Genomic DNA, 17146 nt, shown 5'->3' with positions numbered 1-17146 from the left:
ACAGGCTCCATACTTGTGCTCATGCTACCAGATGGGCGAATTCGGCGATGACCTCTTCATAGACACGGCGCTTGAAGGGGACGATCAGGTCGGGAAGTTCCGTCATCGGTTTCCACGCCCAGGCGTCGAATTCCGGCTCGTGGCCGCCGGGGGGCGGGTTGATGGCGATCTCGCTCTCGTCGCCTTCGAAGCGGAAGGCGAACCAGCGCTGTGTCTGGCCGCGATACTTGCCCTTCAATCCGATGCCGATCAATTCTGCCGGCAGGTCGTAGTGGATCCAACGTCCTGCTTCCGCCAACAGGGAAACGGTCTTTATTCCAGTTTCCTCATAAAGTTCTCTGAGTGCGGCAGGCAAGGGATCTTCGCCAGGATCAATACCGCCTTGCGGCATCTGCCAGAGTTGTGGAGAGCCGTCATACTCGGAATTGCCGATCGGGATACGGCGCCCGGACCAGATGAGGCCGGCTTTATTGAGGACCATGATGCCGACGCAAGGGCGATAGGGCAGATCCTCAGCCTTGACCTCAGGTCTTGTGGTTTCGTTCTTGCTCATGATGTCCTCAAGGTCTGTTTTCATTGGCGAGCGCCGAAACGCCGACGAATTCGATGCCGCGGGCTACCGCCTCGTTTCGCCATTCGGCAACGGCTGCAATGGTTTCGTCAAAGGCGGCACCGACGCCGATCGCCTGGCCATTGCGACGGGCAATACGTTCCAATTCGTCCAACTTGGCGAGGATCGCCGGGCGATCCACCTGACCATCGATAACGACGTCGGCATAGGCATGCGGAAAGCCGATCGCCTTGGCAAAATCGCCCGACAACGACCGCGCTGTCGAACCGTCATCCAAGAACATAAGGCCGCGATTGCCAATGTCGCGCATGACAGGGTCCATGGCCTTGTCGTCGGCGAGAAAGCGGGCGCCCATATAGTTCATGATGCCGGTATAGTTGGTAATCTCAGCCATGGCCTTGTGCAAATTCGCAAGGTTACCAGCTGCCCGCTCTTCCGCGAGAAGTGTACCGCGACCGGGATCATTGGATGGATAATCAAAAGGCTCCATCGGAACCTGCAGGACGATCTCATGACCCTTGCGGCGTGCATCCTGCATCCAGCGCTGCAGGCTGTTTCCGGTGGCAGCAAATGCGAGGGTAATGTCTTCGGGCAGATCGCGGATAGCCTTCTGGCTGCCCGTCTGGCTGAGGCCGATGCCGCCGATGACGATGGCTATGCGGGTGCCGCGCGCACCTGACCAGGGGCGGGCGTAGAAATCGAAAGGTCTCAGACCGCTCGACGATATGATGGGCAGGTCGCCTTCGGCAGTTTGCTCAATCAGGTCTTCATTCGGCTGCCCGGCCAGCCGTGGATCCTGGGTCGTATTGGCGCCGATAATGACCGGACCCTTGCGGCCGGTCGGGGAGAATGTCGTGACGACGTTGCCATCTGAGGTCGTGGTGTGACGGATATTGGCGCCATCCTGGGGACCGCTCGTCCTGATGCCGGCGTTTTCGCTTGCAGGGGGGGCATCCGTTGGCGCTTCAGCGATTGGACCAGGCTCGGCTTGTGCCGCCGTCAGGCTGACCGGCGGATCGTGCCGCAGATGCAGGGGTGAAAGGGTTGTCCAAACAGAAAGACCGGCCAGGACGATGGCCGCGAAACCTGACGACAACGTCGAAAGGCGGAGGTACCGCTTTCTGCGGCCTTCGCCTTTTCGCTCAAGACCAAGCGGCCCATGCAAATCCATACGAGACTTCCAAGATCCTGACGGCTCTCAGACCCGACGCCTGCGCAACAAAACAGCCTGCGCAGGCGGTGGCTCCAGGTGTTTACTGCAGCGATGCCTTCTGCGGATCTGCCGGGAAGGCCGGATCCGTCTTGTTGCCGCGCAGCAGGTCCAGTGCATAGTTCAGCTGGATGTCATCCTTGGCTTCCGGCGGGACATAAGCGACGGAGCCTGAACCTTCCTCGGTCTCGGCATTGCCCTTGATATGACCGGGGAGAGAGGATTCGCCTTCCGTGCGCACCTTGCCCTGCAGATCTTCCGGCAGCGGCTGTTCAACCTTGATATCAGGCGTGATGCCGGTGCCCTGGATCGAGCGACCCGATGGCGTGTAGTAGAGAGCCGTTGTCAGGCGCAGCGCGCCCTTGTCGCCCATCGGGATGATGGTCTGAACGGAGCCCTTGCCGAAGGAACGCGTACCAAGCACGGTTGCCCGCTTCAGATCCTGGAGGGCGCCAGCGACAATCTCGGATGCCGATGCGGAGCCGCCGTTGACGAGCACGATAACCGGTTTGCCATCTGTGAGATCGCCTGCGGTCGCGTTGAAGCGGCGGGTGTCCTGCGGATCACGTGAGCGGGTGGAGACCACCTCGCCACGCTCCAGGAAGGCATCCGAGACGTAGATTGCCTGATCGAGCAGACCGCCCGGATTGAGGCGAAGATCGAGTACATAGCCCTTCAGCTTGTCGGCCGGGACTTCCTTCTTGATCTTCTCGATCGCTGCTTCCAGGTCGTCGTAGGTCTTTTCGGTGAAGGATATGACGCGGAGATAACCGACATCGCCCTCGACGCGCGACTTCACGGCGCGGATCGGGATGATTTCGCGATTCACGGTGATATCGATCGGCTTGTCGGCACCCTTCCGCAGAATCGTCAGCTTGATCGGTGTATTGACCGCACCACGCATCTTCTCGACGGCTTCCTCAAGCTTCAGCCCGCGCACGCTTTCGCCATTGATCTCGGAGATGAAGTCGCCGGCCAGGATGCCGGCTTTGGCGCCAGGCGTGTCGTCGATCGGGGTGATGACCTTGACCAGCTCTTCTTCCATCGTGACTTCGATGCCGATGCCGCCGAATTCGCCGCGGGTCTGGGTCTGCATGTCGGCCGCATCCTTGGCGTTCATGTAGACGGAGTGTGGATCGAGCGAGGTTAGCATGCCGTTGATGGCACTCTCGACCAGCTTGTTCTCATCCGGCGGCGTGACGTATTGGGCGCGGATGCGCTCGAAAACGTCGCCGAAAATCGACAGTTCCTTGTAGGTGGAATTGCCAGCAGCCTGTGCCGGAATCCCTGCGGAGTAGATGAGGCTCATCGCGGTTGCGCCCATCAGAGCGCCAACGAGGAGAAGAGAGACCCTACGAATCATTCTGTGCCTTTCCAGAATCGCCTCCGACCCACCAGGGGCGGGAATCAACCGGTTTACCGTCTTTTCGAAGTTCAATGTAAAGTGTCGGGCGATCTGTTTCCAGCGCCAATCCAGTGGCGCTTGCCACTCTTTTCTCTCCCATGGTCGCCAGCGGCTCCCCTGACAGTACAAACTTGCCTTGGCTCGTGCTGATCCGGTCCATGCCTGACAGCACCATATGATAGCCGTCGCCCGTGTTCAGAATGATCATCTGGCCGTAGCTTCGGAAATTTCCTGCAAAAACAACCCATGCATCCGCCGGCGCGGTCACAAGCGATCCCGGCTGCGATGCGATAACCACACCTTGAGCCTGGTGGCCGGTTCCGTCCGGATCGCCGAACTGCCGCAGTGTTTCTCCGGCAACCGGTAGTTCCAGTTTCTGCTTCAATTCGGAGAAAGGATATGCGGGCGCAATGCGGTTTTTATCGGGCAATTCGGAGCGTGCGATCTCGCGTGTCCGGGCCTTCTGCTCCTCGCTCATCTGGTCGCGTTTTGCCTCTTCGGCCTTGGCAAGTTCAGCTGCCTGTCGCACGGAGGTGATCTCGTTTTCAAGCGAGCGGATAAGGGCTTCCATGGTCGAAGCCCGTTCTGCAAGTGCCTCTGATTGCTTGCGTTCTGCCTGGAGCTGCAGCGAATTGGTGCGAGCCAGCCGATCGTTTTCCGCAATCAACAGATCCATGCGCCGCTCTTCTTCCTGACGGCTGGCCATGGCGGTTACAAGACCGTCCATTTCCTGTTTCCCGCTGTCTCGAAGGACAATCAACTCTTTGAGATCGTCGGCAAGCTTCTCCGTTTCATGACGGATGCCGGGAACCACCGCGCCCAGCAGGATGGCTGTACGGACCGAGCCGAGTGCGTCTTCGGGGCTGACGAGCAAAGCCGGAGGTGGATTGCGGCCCATGCGTTGAAGCGCTGCCAGGACTTCGGCCAGAACAGAGCGGCGTTCGCGGAAGGACTTTCGGATCGCATCCTCTCTGACACCGATCGAGGCGAGCCTTTTTTCTCCTTCACTGATCTGTTTTTCGATATCCTTGCGACGCTTTGCCGAGTCGATCAAAGCCGTCTTCAGGCTATCGGTGGTCTTGCTCAGCGCTTCGATGCTCTTCTCAAGCTCGGCAGCCTTCTCGCCAGACACCTGCATCGTGCGGGCGATTTCCTGCAGCTCACCGCTGACCTGGTCTCGTTTGGCCCTGAGTTCGAGCGTCGCATCGGTGGTCGCCGCCTCGGACGGGGTCTGGATGGCGGTGTCCACACTGGGCGGCACCGAGCCTGTCGATGTTTCCGGTTCGGCCGCCGTGCGCGCTTCCTGGGCCTCGATAGAGCTCGGTATCGTGGTCAGTCCACACGCCAGGAAAAGAGCGCGCAAAGTTGCGAGGCGCGATACGCGCCAAGACAATTTCCTGGTGTTTTTGGTGGCAAAGGCGTGCAAGGACGTTTCCCGGTTCGGCCGGAAAATACGCTGATTTGCTTTGAAGGCAAAGTGGCTTGCGCGCACAAGCTCAGACGCGGTGGTAAGGATGGCCGGTAAGGATCGTAACAGCTCGATAAAGCTGTTCGGCAATCAGGATCCGCACCAACTGGTGCGGCCAGGTCAGGCGCCCGAGATTGAGAACCAGGCGTGCCTTGTCGCGCAAATCCGGGTCGATGCCATCGGCGCCACCAATGACGAAAGCCATGTCTTTCTGGCCATTGTCAGCAGCGTCGCCGATAAATTTGGCGAATTCGGCACTGTCGAAGGCCTTGCCGCGCTCATCAAGAACCACGAGAACCGCGCCATCAGGGATCTGGCGGGAAAGCTCCATGGCTTCCTCGCGCTTTCTGGTGTCGGCATTGCCGGCGCGGCTTTCGTTCAGCTCGACCGAGCGTGTAAACTCCAACCCGCATTGCGGACCCGCTTTGGCGAAGCGGTCCAGATATCGGGACGCGAGTTCCTTCTCCGGTCCAGCTTTCAGCCGGCCAACGGCGTAGATGCCAATTTTCATGCGGCAGCCTCGAGTTTTTCGGTCACAAAACCAGCTGTATCGGCAGGATCAACGCCTGCCGTGTCAATCCGGCATCGAGACCGTCCTTCAGGACGGCTGGCCGTTCTTCAGTGCAGGCGGTCCTCGATGTCCGGAGCCGACCACATCTTTTCGATGTTGTAGAACTCGCGGATTTCCGGACGAAATACATGCACGATGATGTCTCCGGTGTCGATCAAAACCCAATCGCCGGTCTCAAGGCCTTCGACACGGGCGGAGCCCAGTCCTTCGTCCTTCAAGTCGGAAATGAGGTGTTCGCTGATCGCCGAGACATGCCTGTTCGAGCGTCCGGATACGACCACCATGTAGTCGCCCAGCGCCGATTTCCCGGCAATGTCGATGGAGACAATGTCTTCTGCCTTCGAGTCCTCAAGACTTGCGAGGACCAGCTCAAGCGCACGGGCTGCGGCATCGGCGCCACGTTCCGGGCGTTTCGGGACGGCGACGGGCGCACGTCCGCGGGTGTGTACTGTTGTCAGAGTTCATCCTTTCTTTGGCAAAACAGAACAGCACGTCTGCGATTCCCGTCAGGGACCGCAATCAGAAGGTGGCACTGATCTGCCGTTGTTTCAAGAGATTCGGTGGTTTTGCCTGCTGCTGATGCAGTTCTGCCTCAGCTGTTATCTGTGGCGGCCCTGAGTGCCGTCGAACTGAGGGTTGAACGTGGGCCGTGAATGAAGGTCCAGGCTGGTGCTTTCTTGCGCCAAAGAACACCAGCATCCTCCTCGTCGACACGGGCATAGTCGAAAGTTCTTGCCATCTTCGATGAGAGATAGGCCAGCGTCGAGCCTGGACGGTCTATGACAGCAATCGGGAAGGTGGTTGCAATCTTCTGCCACCGCTGCCACCGATCGAAACTGGCGAGATTGTCGGCCCCCATGATCCAGATGAAATGCACATCCGGGTTGCGCGCGCGGACGAATTCCAGGGTTTTGGCCGTATAGCTCGTGCCCAGCGCCTGCTCGAAGGCGGTCACCTTGATGCGAGGATCTTCCGCCAAGACTTCACAACTGGCGAGCCGTTCGGCGAGGGGCGCGAGTTGGCTGTGGCTTTTCAACGGATTGCCCGGTGTTACCATCCACCAGAGCTGGTCGAGTCCCAGTCGTCGCAAGGCGATCTCGGCCACGAGCAAGTGACCCTGATGCGGCGGGTTGAAGGAGCCGCCGAAGAGACCGACAACCATCCCCCGCTCGACATGCGGCATGACCCGATAGCGATGGGTAATGGCCGTCCCCTCCACGTCAGGGACGAACCTGGCCGGTGCCGCGAACACGGTATTTGAAGGATGTAAGCTGCTCGACGCCAACAGGTCCCCGCGCATGCATCTTGCCGGTGGCGATTCCGATCTCGGCGCCCATGCCGAACTCGCCCCCATCGGCAAACTGCGTCGAGGCATTGTGCAGCAGGATGGCGGAATCGATTTCGTTGAAGAAACGTTCGACCACAGCGGGATCCTCGGCAATGACGGCTTCCGTATGGTTGGATGAATAGCGCGCTATGTGATCGATCGCTCCACCGATGCCGTCGACGATGGCGACGGAAATGATGGCGTCGAGATATTCGGTGCGCCAGTCGTCTTCGACAGCAGGCTTCAGGCCTGGCACTACCCTCAGCACGGTTGCAGATGCCCGGACTTCGCATCCCGCCTCAGTCAACGCCTCGATCAGTGGCTGCAAATGCGTGCCGATTGCGGCGCTGTCGACAAGCAGTGTTTCCGCTGAGCCGCAGATGCCGGTGCGACGCATCTTGGCATTGACGACGATCTTCCTGGCCATCTCAAGGTCGGCTGAACTGTCTACGTAGACGTGGCACAATCCTTCAAGGTGCGCGAAGACCGGCACCCGCGCTTCCTCTTGGACGCGTGCGACAAGGCTCTTGCCGCCGCGAGGCACGATCACATCGATTGATCCCTCCAGACCGGACAGCAGCGCGCCGACAGCTGCGCGATCCGTTGTCGGTACGAGCTGGATGGCATCGGCGGGCAGGCCCGCAGCCTGAAGCCCCTCTACCAGGCATGCATGTATGGCGCGCGAAGAGTTGGCAGAGTCAGATCCACCGCGCAGGACAACCGCATTGCCCGCTTTGAGGCACAAGGCGCCAGCATCGGCGGTCACATTCGGGCGACTTTCATAAATCACCCCGATCACGCCGAGTGGGGTCCGAACGCGCTCGATATGAAGGCCGTTCGGGCGATCCCATTCCGCGATGATGGTGCCGACAGGATCCTGAAGCTGTGCGATCTCGCGCATAGACTGTGCGATTGCCGCGACCCGAGCGGAGTTCAGCGTCAGCCGATCGATGAAGGAGGCGGCAAGACCGGTCTCTGCAGCATTCTTCAGGTCGGCTGCATTTGCGGCAAGGATATCCGGTTCGGCAACAAGGAGTGCGTCGGCCATGGCGAGCAGGGCCTTGTTCTTCACTGCGGTCGATGCCGTTGCAAGCGGTCTTGCAGCCGCACGTGCGCGGCGACCGATATCCAGCATCAAGGCATCGACTGAATTCTGCTGGGAGACTGTGTCAAGCATGGGCCGCATCCTTTCGCTCCCCGGCAGCGGCTTCGCGCTGGCCGACGTCGGTCATGACGAGATCATCGCGGTGAATCATGGCGGCACGGCCGGCATATCCAAGGATTTTCTCGATTTCGTTCGACTTTCGGCCGCAAATGCGCCGCGCTTCTTCTGCGTCATAGCCGGCAAGGCCACGGGCTATCTCGCGCCCTTCCAAACCGATGATCGAAACCGTATCCCCCCGATGGAAATTCCCCGCGACGGCTTTGACACCTGCCGGCAAGAGGCTCTTGCCGGATTTCAGCGCGCCTTCTGCCCCTGAGTCCACCGTGATCATTCCTGCAGGCTGCAACTGCCCTGCAATCCAGGTCTTGCGCGCCGTTACCGGCGTGCGTGATGCAGCGAACCAGGAGTGACGGGCGCCATTCTCTATGCCCGCCAGCGGGTTCATCGTCTTGCCGGAGGCGATGATCATGGCGCAGCCGGCACTGGTCGCAATCTTGCCGGCATCGATCTTCGTTCGCATGCCGCCGCGCGACAGTTCCGAAGCCGCACCGCCTGCCATGGCTTCGATGGCGGGCGTGATTTCTTCAACGGTCTCGAGAAACTTGGCATCCGGATCGAGATGCGGCGGTGCCGTGTAGAGGCCATCAATATCAGACAGCAGAACGAGAAGGTCAGCGCCAGCCATGGTGGCGACACGCGCCGCGAGCCGGTCATTGTCGCCGTAGCGGATTTCCGTCGTGGCCACGGTGTCATTCTCGTTGATGATCGGGACCGCACCGATCTTCAACAACTGTTGAAGGGTCGCACGCGCGTTGAGATAACGGCGTCGTTCTTCGGTATCGCCAAGCGTGAGCAGAATCTGACCTGCGACGATCTGATGGCGCGAAAGGCTTTCCGCCCAGTAGCGGGCGAGCGCGATCTGGCCCACCGCAGCGCATGCCTGACTTTCCTCGAGTTTGAGCGCGCCCGAAGGCATCGAGAGCACGGAACGGCCAAGTGCGATTGCGCCGGAGGACACGACGAGCACGTCGGTGCCGCGCGCCTTCAAGGCAGAGATATCGTCACAGATGGCGTCGAGCCAGGTCTTGCGGATGCCCGTTGCCCGATCCACGAGCAGGGCAGACCCAATCTTGATGACGACGCGCTTGGCGCGGGACAGCGAGCGGATCCGGGTAGACATCAGTCTTCGCTTTCTCCGTCGAGGTCCCCTTCGAGGTTGCCCTCACTGTCACGGTTCTTCCGATTCTTGTCTCGCTTGGCGGGAAGAGGTGCATTGCCCTGGGCAGCGACAATGATATCGCGCAAGGCGCGCAGCGCGTCCGTCATGCCCTTGCCGGTGATCGCCGACAGCAACAGTGGCGTCTGGCCGCAGGCCTTCTTCAGTTCGTCCGCCTTCTTTTTCAGCTCCGCGTCATCAAGCACGTCGATCTGTGACAGGGCGACAATCTCCGGCTTGTCTTCAAGCCCGCCACCATAGGCATCGAGTTCGTGGCGAACCGTTTTATAGGCGAGGCCAACCTTTTCTTCTTGTGCGGAGACGAGGTGCAGCAAGACGCGGGTGCGCTCGACATGGCCGAGGAAGCGGTCGCCGATACCCACTCCTTCATGGGCGCCTTCGATCAGGCCCGGGATATCGGCCAGAATGAACTCACGTTCGTCCACTGTCGCCACGCCCAGATTGGGATGGAGCGTGGTGAAAGGATAGTTTGCAATCTTCGGCCGCGCGCGGGTGACGGCAGCGAGGAAGGTCGACTTGCCGGCATTCGGCAGGCCGACGAGACCGGCGTCTGCGATCAGCTTCAGCCGGAGCCAGACGGTCTTCTCTTCACCTTCAAGGCCTGGGTTCGCCCAGTCTGGCGCCTGATTTGTCGCTGTCTTGAAATGGGCGTTGCCGAAACCGCCATTACCACCCTTGGCGATGCGGAAACGCTGGCCCTCGACCGTCAGATCGACAATGAGGGTTTCCGCGTCTTCCTCGAATATCTGGGTGCCGACCGGGACTTTCAGGGTCACGTCGTCGCCATTGGCGCCAGTGCGGTTGCGGCCCATGCCGTGGGTGCCGGTCTTGGCCTTGAAATGCTGCTGGAAGCGGAAGTCGATCAGCGTGTTCAGTCCATTGACCGTTTCGACCCAGACATCACCACCGCGACCACCGTCGCCGCCATCCGGTCCGCCGAATTCGATGAACTTTTCGCGCCGAAACGACACAGCACCGGCGCCACCGTCGCCCGAGCGAATGTATACCTTAGCCTCGTCGAGAAATTTCATCTTGTTGCCGTCAATTCTTCTGTCAGGGTCTGTATGGAGAGTTGCGGCCATCGATATAGCCGCTTTGAGCGGAGGTCAAAGAGTATCGTGAAGTTCGTGAGCTACAACATCCAGTACGGCTTCGGCCAGGACGGGCGATTCGACCCCGATCGCATTGCCGACAGCATCCGCGACGCGGACGTGATTGCGCTGCAGGAAGTCACCCGCGGTTATAGCAGGAACGATTACGCGGATCTCGTCGAGACCTTTTCTGCGCTGTTTCCGACCCATTTTGTTGCCTTCGGTCCGGCCTGTGACGTGCTCGTTGACCATGCCATTGTGGATGGACGCCTGCGCGAGCGGCGCTTCGAGTTTGGTAACATGGTGTTGTCGCGTTATCCGATCCGCACCAGTCGCAATCTGCTTTTGCCGCGCAACCGGACCTTCAACAAGTTGAACCTGCAGCGAGGTGCGCTGGAGACCGTGATCGACACTCCCGGCGGTGCTTTGCGCGTCTACTCCGTTCATCTCGATCATGTCTCGCCTGACGAGCGGTTGGCACAGATTGCCTTCCTGAAGGATCGTGCCTGCAGATATCTCGACGAGGGCGGAGCCTTGACGGGCGCGGTTGAATTCGCCGTTGCCGATCCGCCGCTGCCGCAAGATTTCCTGATCATGGGGGATTTCAACATGGAGCCCGAAGGGGCGGAATATATCGCCATGGCCGGCCGCAACGACGCCTATTATGGGCGAGCGCCTCGTGCAGGCTTCCCTACGGACGCGCAGGCGCACCTGAAATCCCGTCCGGCGGACGGATATACTTGGATCAGCGAAGATGGCGCGCGGCGCATGCATCTCGATTACTGCTTCGTCAGTGGTGGCCTTGCCAGTCGTCTGAAGGCCTGTCGGGTGGATACCTCCGCGCGTGGGTCAGACCATTTTCCTGTCTGGGTCGAACTTGCACAGATATGAAGTCCGGGCGCTGGGCGCCCGGAACATTGTCGGCTATGGACGTCTCTCACGTCCGGCGAAGTCGGCCTGTGACAGCCGAAATTCGACCAGCGGTCCCATTGTATTGCGGGCTTTCGAGAATATGTCCCTCACCCCAATGGTCTGGAAGCCGCAGGCCCCCAGCAATCGGAGCGATGCGGCATTGTCGGCAAAGGCGCCGCCGAAGACCTCGGCTCCCGGCATCCGTCGGAAAAATCGGTCGAGTGCTGCCTCGACCGCCTCGGACATGATGCCCTGGCCCCAATAGAAGCGGTTCAACCAGTAGCCAATGTGCCAGAGGCCATGGCGGAGCTCGAGCGAGATCACACCGATATGCACGCCATCGAGTGTGAGCGCGAAATGCCAGTCAGGCGCCAGGTCCGATGTCACCATATTCAACCAGTCGCGACCGTCCTCGCGGTCGTAGGGGACCGGCACACGGGTCAGCATGCGGGCAACGGCGAAGTCACTCAGCGAGTTCGCAATCGCATCCGCATCCTGCATCCGGTGAGGCCGAAGCACGAGGCGGGCTGTTTCGATGACCGGGCAGGGGCCAGGCATTGACGGAGCGACCGTCGGTCTTTCTGCCAGCATAGCGCTCATCGCATTTCCCCCCAGCTCTTCAGGGACAGCCAGGTCTTGCGATCGAGCCGGTACCATTCGACGGGCACTGTCCCGCCCATGGCGAGGTTTCCGACCATGCCGGTGCCCTGGAACTGGAAGCCGGATTTCTGGATGACGCGGCGCGAAGCTATGTTCGTTACCCGGCAGCGCGCGTCGATTAGAGACACCCATTCACGGGTGCGAAACGCCATATCGATGAGCGCATGGGCCGCTTCCGTCGCATAACCCTTGTTCCAGTAGGGTTCGCCCAACCAATAGCCGAGTTCCAATATGGTGTCGTCGACGGGATTGGGTTCCAGCGCGCAGCAACCGAGGAATTCGCCGTTGTCCGCTTTCGTAATGGCATAGACGCACTTGCCGATCTCGCCGATATTCGTGCGTCGCACGAAGTCGGCCGCGTCTTTTGCCGTGTAGGGATGCGGCATGCGGGCCACCATGGTGGCGATTGCGGCGTTGTTGGCGAGATGGGCAAGGGCGTCTATGTCTTCGATGTGGGGTGCGCGCAGGACGAGCCTTTGCGACAATAAGACAGGGCAATCGCTCCTCGGCCGATCGGGCCTTGGCCGTTCTCCGGGCGACCGTGATTGGTCATCCCTCAACATCAGACTTTGCATGGTTCAGTCTCCTTCGTTGGACAAGAAAAAAGGGGAGATGGCGCCCCATCTCCCCTTTTTCTGAACTGAACCTAGTGCGGTCAGCCGGGTCGATGAGACGCCGGCTGTTTTAGAGCGCTACCGGCTTATTCCGCTGCTTCGGCTTTCGGCATTACAGACACGAAGACTCGACCGTTCGACTTCGTACGGTAGTCCACATTGCCGGCCGTGAGTGCAAAGAGGGTATGGTCCTTGCCCATGCCGACATTCGCGCCCGGATGCCACTGGGTGCCGCGCTGACGCACGATAATGTTGCCCGGAATGACGACTTCGCCACCGAACTTCTTCACGCCGAGGCGCTTGGAATTGGAATCGCGACCGTTGCGCGAGGAACCGCCAGCTTTTTTGTGTGCCATGGGAGTTCTCCTTTAAACCTTGTAGTTAGACGCGCTTCAGGCAGCGACGATGTCAGTGATACGCACCACGGTGTGGTGCTGACGATGGCCGCGCGAACGCTTCGAGTTCTGGCGACGGCGCTTCTTGAAGGCGATGACCTTCTTGCCGCGCATCTGCTCGACGACTTCGGCCGTAACCTTGGCGCCAGCCACGAAGGGCGCGCCGATGGTTGCGGTTTCGCCTTCGCCGACGACGAGAATCTCGGTGAATTCGATGGTTGCGCCAGCTTCGGCTTCCAGCTTTTCGATGGTCAGCACGTCGTTGGCGTTTACGCGGTACTGCTTACCGCCGGTCTTGATGACTGCGAACATTTTTTATCCTTTCATGTTCGTTCCGGCTCTCCTCTTGCGAGGGGCCGTCTTTTTGCCAGTCGGAGGAGCGGGACTGAAAAATCCCCGCCGGTTAAGCTTCGCGGATCGCGAAGAACACAAGGCACAGTTCGCCTACGCTTTGGGTCGAGCGTCGCATACGTGAGGGCACCCAAGGTGTCAAGACAAAAGCAGGAAAAACCGTCACATTCGCTCTTGCGTGGGGGGTGAGTTGCCGCTATGAGACAGCCCGCGCCACCGTGCGCCGACCAATGTGACCGGAGAGGTGGCTGAGTGGTCGAAAGCACCGCACTCGAAATGCGGCATACTCGCAAGGGTATCGTGGGTTCGAATCCCACCCTCTCCGCCATAATGAACCCTTAGGGTGTGAATCGCGCCGGTTATGTCGGAGACCGTTTGGTTTACGTTTTGCGGCCATGGCCGGTTCGTCCAGCATGGCGTAACGCAGGTCATTTGCTTTGGCTGGCATTATCCGAGGGCTCCAGTCGCCGCCGGTGGTTGAACCTATCAAACCACTCCCAAGTAGTTCCTGCACCAGGGGGGCCTGTCTTTGCCGTCAGGCAGGCCTCGTCCATGCAAAGACTGCGATTCCTCCACAAAATCTGGACAGAAGGGGTTCACCTGATGGCCATGACGCAAGCGGGCTTCTCCGCAAGCGTCGGTGAACATCCTACGCCGCGCCAGATTTCCGGAGCCAGAATATGTACGTCTACTGCGACTTCGACGGGACGATCTCGTTGAATGATGTCACGGATCAGGTCCTTGAGCGGTTCGCCGCGAAGGAATGGATACGTCTCGAGCAGGATTGGGAGGCAGGGCTCATCACCTCCGCCGAATGCATGCGCTCCCAAATCGGGCTGCTGGATGTTTCGATATCTGACCTCAACGCGTTCTTGGACAGCCTCGAAATCGATCCCGATTTCGCCGCCTTCGCTGCCTTCTGCGCGTCCGAAAACTTGAAGCTGACCATTGTTAGCGATGGCGTGGACTGGTTCATCCGCCGCGTTTTGTCCGCCCATGGTCTTGGTCATCTGCACGTTCAGGCAAATCGCCTGACCGTCGTGGCCAATGGGGACGCGCTTCAATACCGTCTCGACACGCCGTTTGCGCGACCGGAATGCGCGGCAGGGTCAGGCGTTTGCAAATGTGCACTGATCCATCCTACCGCGCACCATTTCTACGTCGGTGACGGCCGCAGCGATTTCTGCGTGTCGCAGATCGCAGACCGGGTTTTCGCCAAGAAGAAGCTTGCGGCCTACTGCACCGAGAACGCGATCCCCTTCACCCCCTATACCACCTTCCGTGAGGTGCAGACCGCCATGGAAGTTCTTCTCCAGCCCCGGCCCGCAAGGATTCCGCGGCTCCTGGCCAAGACTGCATAATCAAAAGGAAATCACTCAACATGCATCCTCAACTGAAAATCGCCGACGCCGCGGGCGCGCTGTCGGAGGACGAACTGCGCCGTCTGGAGATCGCCTATTGCTCGCATGGCGACACGGTTCACTACACGGACGCGCCGAAATTCTTCAGCGGCTGTGAAGGCTCGTTCATGTACGACGCCAGTGAAACCCCGTTTCTCGACCTTCAGATGTGGTATTCCGCCGTCAATTTCGGTTACCGCAACGAGCGCCTGAACGCGGCGGCCCATCGCCAGCTGGATAGCCTGCCGCAGGTCGCTTCGCAGTATCTACACCGGGAAAAGGTGGAGCTGGCGGCCCTCATCGCACAGGATGCCGAGCAGAAATTCGGCCACAAGGGTCGGGTGCACTTCAATGTCGGCGGTTCGCAGGCCATTGAAGACTCGCTGAAGCTGGTGCGTAACTACACCAATGGCAAAAGCCTGATGTTCGCCTTCGAAGGCGGCTATCACGGCCGCACACTCGGTGCCAGCTCGATCACATCAAGCTATCGCTATCGCCGTCGCTACGGCCATTTCGGCGATCGCGCGCAGTTCATCGAGTTTCCCTACCACTTCCGTGGCCCCAAGGGCATGTCGAAGGAAGAGTATGGCGAATATTGCGTGCAGAAGTTCGCGCGCCTGTTCGAGAGCGAATACAACGGTGTCTGGGATCCGAAGGCCGGCAAGTCCGAATATGCCGCTTTCTATGTCGAACCCATTCAGGGCACCGGCGGCTATGTCATTCCGCCGATGAACTTCTTCACGGGTATCAAGAAGGTGCTGGACGATCACGGCATTCTACTGGTGGTCGATGAAATCCAGATGGGTGTCTACCGGACCGGCAAGCTGTGGTCGATCGAACACTTCGGCGTTTCGCCGGATGTGCTGGTGTTCGGCAAGGCGATCACCAATGGCCTCAATCCGCTCTCCGGCGTCTGGGCTCGTGAGGAGATGATCAACCCGACGATCTTCCCGCCCGGCTCCACCCATTCGACATTCGCCAGCAACCCGATGGGAACGGCTGTTGCCCTGGAAACGCTGACCATGGTCGGTGAAACCGACTTCGGAGCCAGCGTGATGGCAAAGGGTGCGCTCTTCCTCGATGGTCTGAAGACGTTGCAGAAGCGTCACGCGATCGTGGGCGAAGTGGATGGCCTGGGCCTCGCGCTGCGGATGGAAATCTGCAAGGCAGACGGTTTTACCCCTGACAAGGCCACGCTCGACTGGATGTCGGACGAAGGCATGAAGGGCGACCTTCTGGTCAACGGCAAGAAATACGGCCTCGTGCTCGATGTTGGCGGTTACCACAAGAACGTCATCACGCTCGCACCCAACCTTATGATTTCGAATGAGGAAATCGCACTCGCCATCGAGCTTCTCGATCAGCTCCTGACCCGCGCGGAACGGAGATAGATCGTTGAATCTTCTCCTACTCCATCTGGACGATGCCTTGGAACTTCAGCCCGACTTCAGGTCCGCCGCCGAGAAGTCCGGTGCTCGTGAAATGAACGAGAAGGTTCTCGGGCAAACCATTCGCCTGTGGAGCAGGAGGGGACCTCTGGACTCCCTGAAGCGCAGACTCGCATGCCGTGCCCCCACCCCCCCTTGGCATCCGCGCCTGTGCTTCATGGGGTCCGGAGACTTTCACCACGTCAGTGCGCTTCTGATCCAGGAGGCCGCAGATGCAATCGCCAAGCCCCTCACGGTCGTGCATATCGATAATCATCCGGACTGGGTTCATTTCCGAGATGGCATTCATTGCGGCTCCTGGGTTGGCAGCGCACTGACGCATTGGAACGTTCACAAGGTCATTACGCTTGGCGTCTGCAGTGATGACCTTCGTTCGCCCGAACGCAAGGGCGCCAATCTCGGGTTGCTGGCGACCGGACGCCTTGAGGTCTTTCCCTATGAACATGCGCCAAGCGTGGTGCGTCAGCACTACGGAGAAGGTGCCAGCTACCGGCAGCGGGGCATGCATCTGAACTGGGTGCAGATGCTGGATTTTTCCGAGGAGATGTTCATCGAACGTCTGCTGTCGCGCATCGCAACCGACGCCGTCTACATTACCATCGACAAGGATGTCCTTTGTGCCGAGGACGCCGCGACCAATTGGGATCAGGGCCGTTTGCGGCTTGCCACGGTGCTGCGCCTCATCCGCGAAGTTGGAAGACGCCATCAGGTCGCGGGCGCCGATGTTATTGGGGACTACTCGCGACCGCGTTATCGGGGATCACTTGTGACACAGGCCCTGAAGCGGGGGGAAATCCTGATCGATCAGCCGTGGGTCGGCCCCGACCCCAAGCGCGCGTCCGCAATCAATGCCAGCACCAATCTCTCGCTCATGCATGTCCTGATGGAGGTCATGGGATGAGTGGTGCATTGAACGGCCCCTTGCTGGCGCTTGTCGTGTTCTGTGTTCTTGCAGAAGCCGCACGCGAGGTTTGCTTCAAACTGGCTTCCGGCACCGGTGGCATGCGCATGTTCGTGCACCCTGCGGCATTTGCGGGCTTTGTCTTCTGGGGCACGGAACTTGTTGCCTGGACATATGTGCTGACGCGCCTGCCTTTGTCCCTTGCCTTCCCGTTAATGGCATCGAGCTACATGGTGATCGCGATCGCCGGAGCTCTGATCTTCAAGGAAACACTGACTTTTCGACATCGGGTGGGGGTCGCTTTGATCACTGCCGGCGTTCTTTGCATCGGGCTTATGGGAAAATGATACAGTCTCCAGTGGTCGAAGCCATCCCGGTTGGGGTGCGATCTGAGTTCCGGCGTCATCCTGAAGCGGTTGC

General features: G+C 59.7%; 19 protein-coding genes and 1 tRNA gene. 6 read left to right on the top strand and 14 right to left on the bottom strand.

Going from position 1 to position 17146, the window contains the following annotated elements:
* Positions 1 to 19: 19 nt before the first annotated feature.
* The 10 genes from DMY87_RS11160 to obgE form a co-directional block, all read right to left on the bottom strand.
* Positions 20 to 553 (bottom strand): RNA pyrophosphohydrolase, encoded by a 534-nt coding sequence (locus DMY87_RS11160; RefSeq protein ID WP_110791363.1) that lies wholly within the window; start codon positions 551 to 553, stop codon positions 20 to 22.
* Positions 554 to 560: 7 nt separating this feature from the next.
* Positions 561 to 1742 (bottom strand): divergent polysaccharide deacetylase family protein, encoded by a 1182-nt coding sequence (locus DMY87_RS11155; protein WP_110791362.1) that lies wholly within the window; start codon positions 1740 to 1742, stop codon positions 561 to 563.
* An 82-nt stretch (positions 1743 to 1824) separates the two neighbouring features.
* Positions 1825 to 3144 carry a S41 family peptidase gene (locus tag DMY87_RS11150; RefSeq protein WP_110791361.1) on the bottom strand — a complete coding sequence of 440 codons (1320 nt, stop codon included), beginning with the start codon at positions 3142 to 3144 and terminating at the stop codon, positions 1825 to 1827.
* Entirely contained in the window at positions 3134 to 4501 is a 1368-nt protein-coding gene (locus DMY87_RS11145) for a murein hydrolase activator EnvC family protein (protein ID WP_245408899.1), read from the bottom strand. The genes DMY87_RS11150 and DMY87_RS11145 overlap by 11 nt, the downstream gene beginning before the upstream one ends.
* A gap of 181 nt (positions 4502 to 4682) precedes the next feature.
* The gene (gene rlmH / locus DMY87_RS11140) at positions 4683 to 5165 is read right to left on the bottom strand and encodes a 23S rRNA (pseudouridine(1915)-N(3))-methyltransferase RlmH (RefSeq protein WP_110791360.1); all 483 of its coding nucleotides are present in this window, start codon (positions 5163 to 5165) and stop codon (positions 4683 to 4685) included.
* Positions 5166 to 5272: 107 nt separating this feature from the next.
* Positions 5273 to 5683 (bottom strand): ribosome silencing factor, encoded by a 411-nt coding sequence (rsfS, locus tag DMY87_RS11135; RefSeq protein WP_110791359.1) that lies wholly within the window; start codon positions 5681 to 5683, stop codon positions 5273 to 5275.
* A 134-nt stretch (positions 5684 to 5817) separates the two neighbouring features.
* Complete coding sequence (locus tag DMY87_RS11130; protein WP_110791358.1) at positions 5818 to 6408, bottom strand: nicotinate-nucleotide adenylyltransferase; 591 nt, start codon at positions 6406 to 6408, stop codon at positions 5818 to 5820.
* Positions 6409 to 6445: 37 nt separating this feature from the next.
* Entirely contained in the window at positions 6446 to 7729 is a 1284-nt protein-coding gene (locus DMY87_RS11125; RefSeq protein ID WP_110791357.1) for a glutamate-5-semialdehyde dehydrogenase, read from the bottom strand.
* A complete protein-coding gene (gene proB, locus DMY87_RS11120; protein ID WP_110791356.1) occupies positions 7722 to 8897 on the bottom strand; it encodes a glutamate 5-kinase in 1176 nt (391 codons plus the stop codon). Before proB ends, DMY87_RS11125 begins: the two co-directional genes overlap by 8 nt.
* Complete coding sequence (gene obgE, locus DMY87_RS11115) at positions 8897 to 9985, bottom strand: GTPase ObgE (RefSeq protein WP_110791355.1); 1089 nt, start codon at positions 9983 to 9985, stop codon at positions 8897 to 8899. Before obgE ends, proB begins: the two co-directional genes overlap by 1 nt.
* Before the next feature lie 87 nt (positions 9986 to 10072).
* On the opposite strand from obgE, the gene DMY87_RS11110 reads away from it, so the two are divergent.
* Positions 10073 to 10936, top strand: a complete 864-nt coding sequence (locus DMY87_RS11110; protein WP_110791354.1) for an endonuclease/exonuclease/phosphatase family protein — start codon at positions 10073 to 10075, stop codon at positions 10934 to 10936.
* Positions 10937 to 10969: 33 nt separating this feature from the next.
* Here DMY87_RS11110 and DMY87_RS11105 read toward each other — a convergent pair whose 3' ends face one another.
* The 4 genes from DMY87_RS11105 to rplU all read right to left on the bottom strand — a co-directional run bounded on the left by DMY87_RS11105 (position 10970) and on the right by rplU (position 12938).
* On the bottom strand, positions 10970 to 11557 hold the full coding sequence (locus tag DMY87_RS11105) for a GNAT family N-acetyltransferase (RefSeq protein WP_110791353.1): 588 nt from the start codon (positions 11555 to 11557) through the stop codon (positions 10970 to 10972).
* Positions 11554 to 12192, bottom strand: coding sequence for a GNAT family N-acetyltransferase (locus tag DMY87_RS11100; protein ID WP_110791352.1), 639 nt, complete (start codon positions 12190 to 12192; stop codon positions 11554 to 11556). Before DMY87_RS11100 ends, DMY87_RS11105 begins: the two co-directional genes overlap by 4 nt.
* Positions 12193 to 12317: 125 nt before the next feature.
* On the bottom strand, positions 12318 to 12587 hold the full coding sequence (gene rpmA, locus DMY87_RS11095; RefSeq protein WP_110791351.1) for a 50S ribosomal protein L27: 270 nt from the start codon (positions 12585 to 12587) through the stop codon (positions 12318 to 12320).
* Between the two features lie 36 nt (positions 12588 to 12623).
* Positions 12624 to 12938 carry a 50S ribosomal protein L21 gene (gene rplU / locus DMY87_RS11090; protein WP_110791350.1) on the bottom strand — a complete coding sequence of 105 codons (315 nt, stop codon included), beginning with the start codon at positions 12936 to 12938 and terminating at the stop codon, positions 12624 to 12626.
* Between the two features lie 277 nt (positions 12939 to 13215).
* Here rplU and DMY87_RS11085 point away from each other — a divergent pair.
* From DMY87_RS11085 to DMY87_RS11065, 5 genes are all read left to right on the top strand, one after another.
* Positions 13216 to 13305, top strand: a tRNA-Ser gene (locus DMY87_RS11085).
* Positions 13306 to 13657: 352 nt separating this feature from the next.
* Positions 13658 to 14338 carry an MtnX-like HAD-IB family phosphatase gene (locus tag DMY87_RS11080; protein ID WP_110791349.1) on the top strand — a complete coding sequence of 227 codons (681 nt, stop codon included), beginning with the start codon at positions 13658 to 13660 and terminating at the stop codon, positions 14336 to 14338.
* 20 nt (positions 14339 to 14358) lie between these two features.
* The gene (locus DMY87_RS11075) at positions 14359 to 15768 is read left to right on the top strand and encodes an aspartate aminotransferase family protein (protein WP_110791348.1); all 1410 of its coding nucleotides are present in this window, start codon (positions 14359 to 14361) and stop codon (positions 15766 to 15768) included.
* Positions 15769 to 15982: 214 nt separating this feature from the next.
* Positions 15983 to 16726 carry an arginase family protein gene (locus tag DMY87_RS11070; protein ID WP_342588653.1) on the top strand — a complete coding sequence of 248 codons (744 nt, stop codon included), beginning with the start codon at positions 15983 to 15985 and terminating at the stop codon, positions 16724 to 16726.
* Complete coding sequence (locus DMY87_RS11065) at positions 16723 to 17073, top strand: DMT family transporter (RefSeq protein WP_110791346.1); 351 nt, start codon at positions 16723 to 16725, stop codon at positions 17071 to 17073. Before DMY87_RS11070 ends, DMY87_RS11065 begins: the two co-directional genes overlap by 4 nt.
* Positions 17074 to 17146: the final 73 nt, after the last annotated feature.

It is taken from the genome of Peteryoungia wuzhouensis, from assembly GCF_003205195.1.
GTDB classification, from domain to species: Bacteria; Pseudomonadota; Alphaproteobacteria; order Rhizobiales; family Rhizobiaceae; genus Allorhizobium; species Allorhizobium wuzhouense.
Note: the sequence above shows the minus strand (reverse complement) of the source record. Positions and strands in the feature narration are given on the sequence as shown.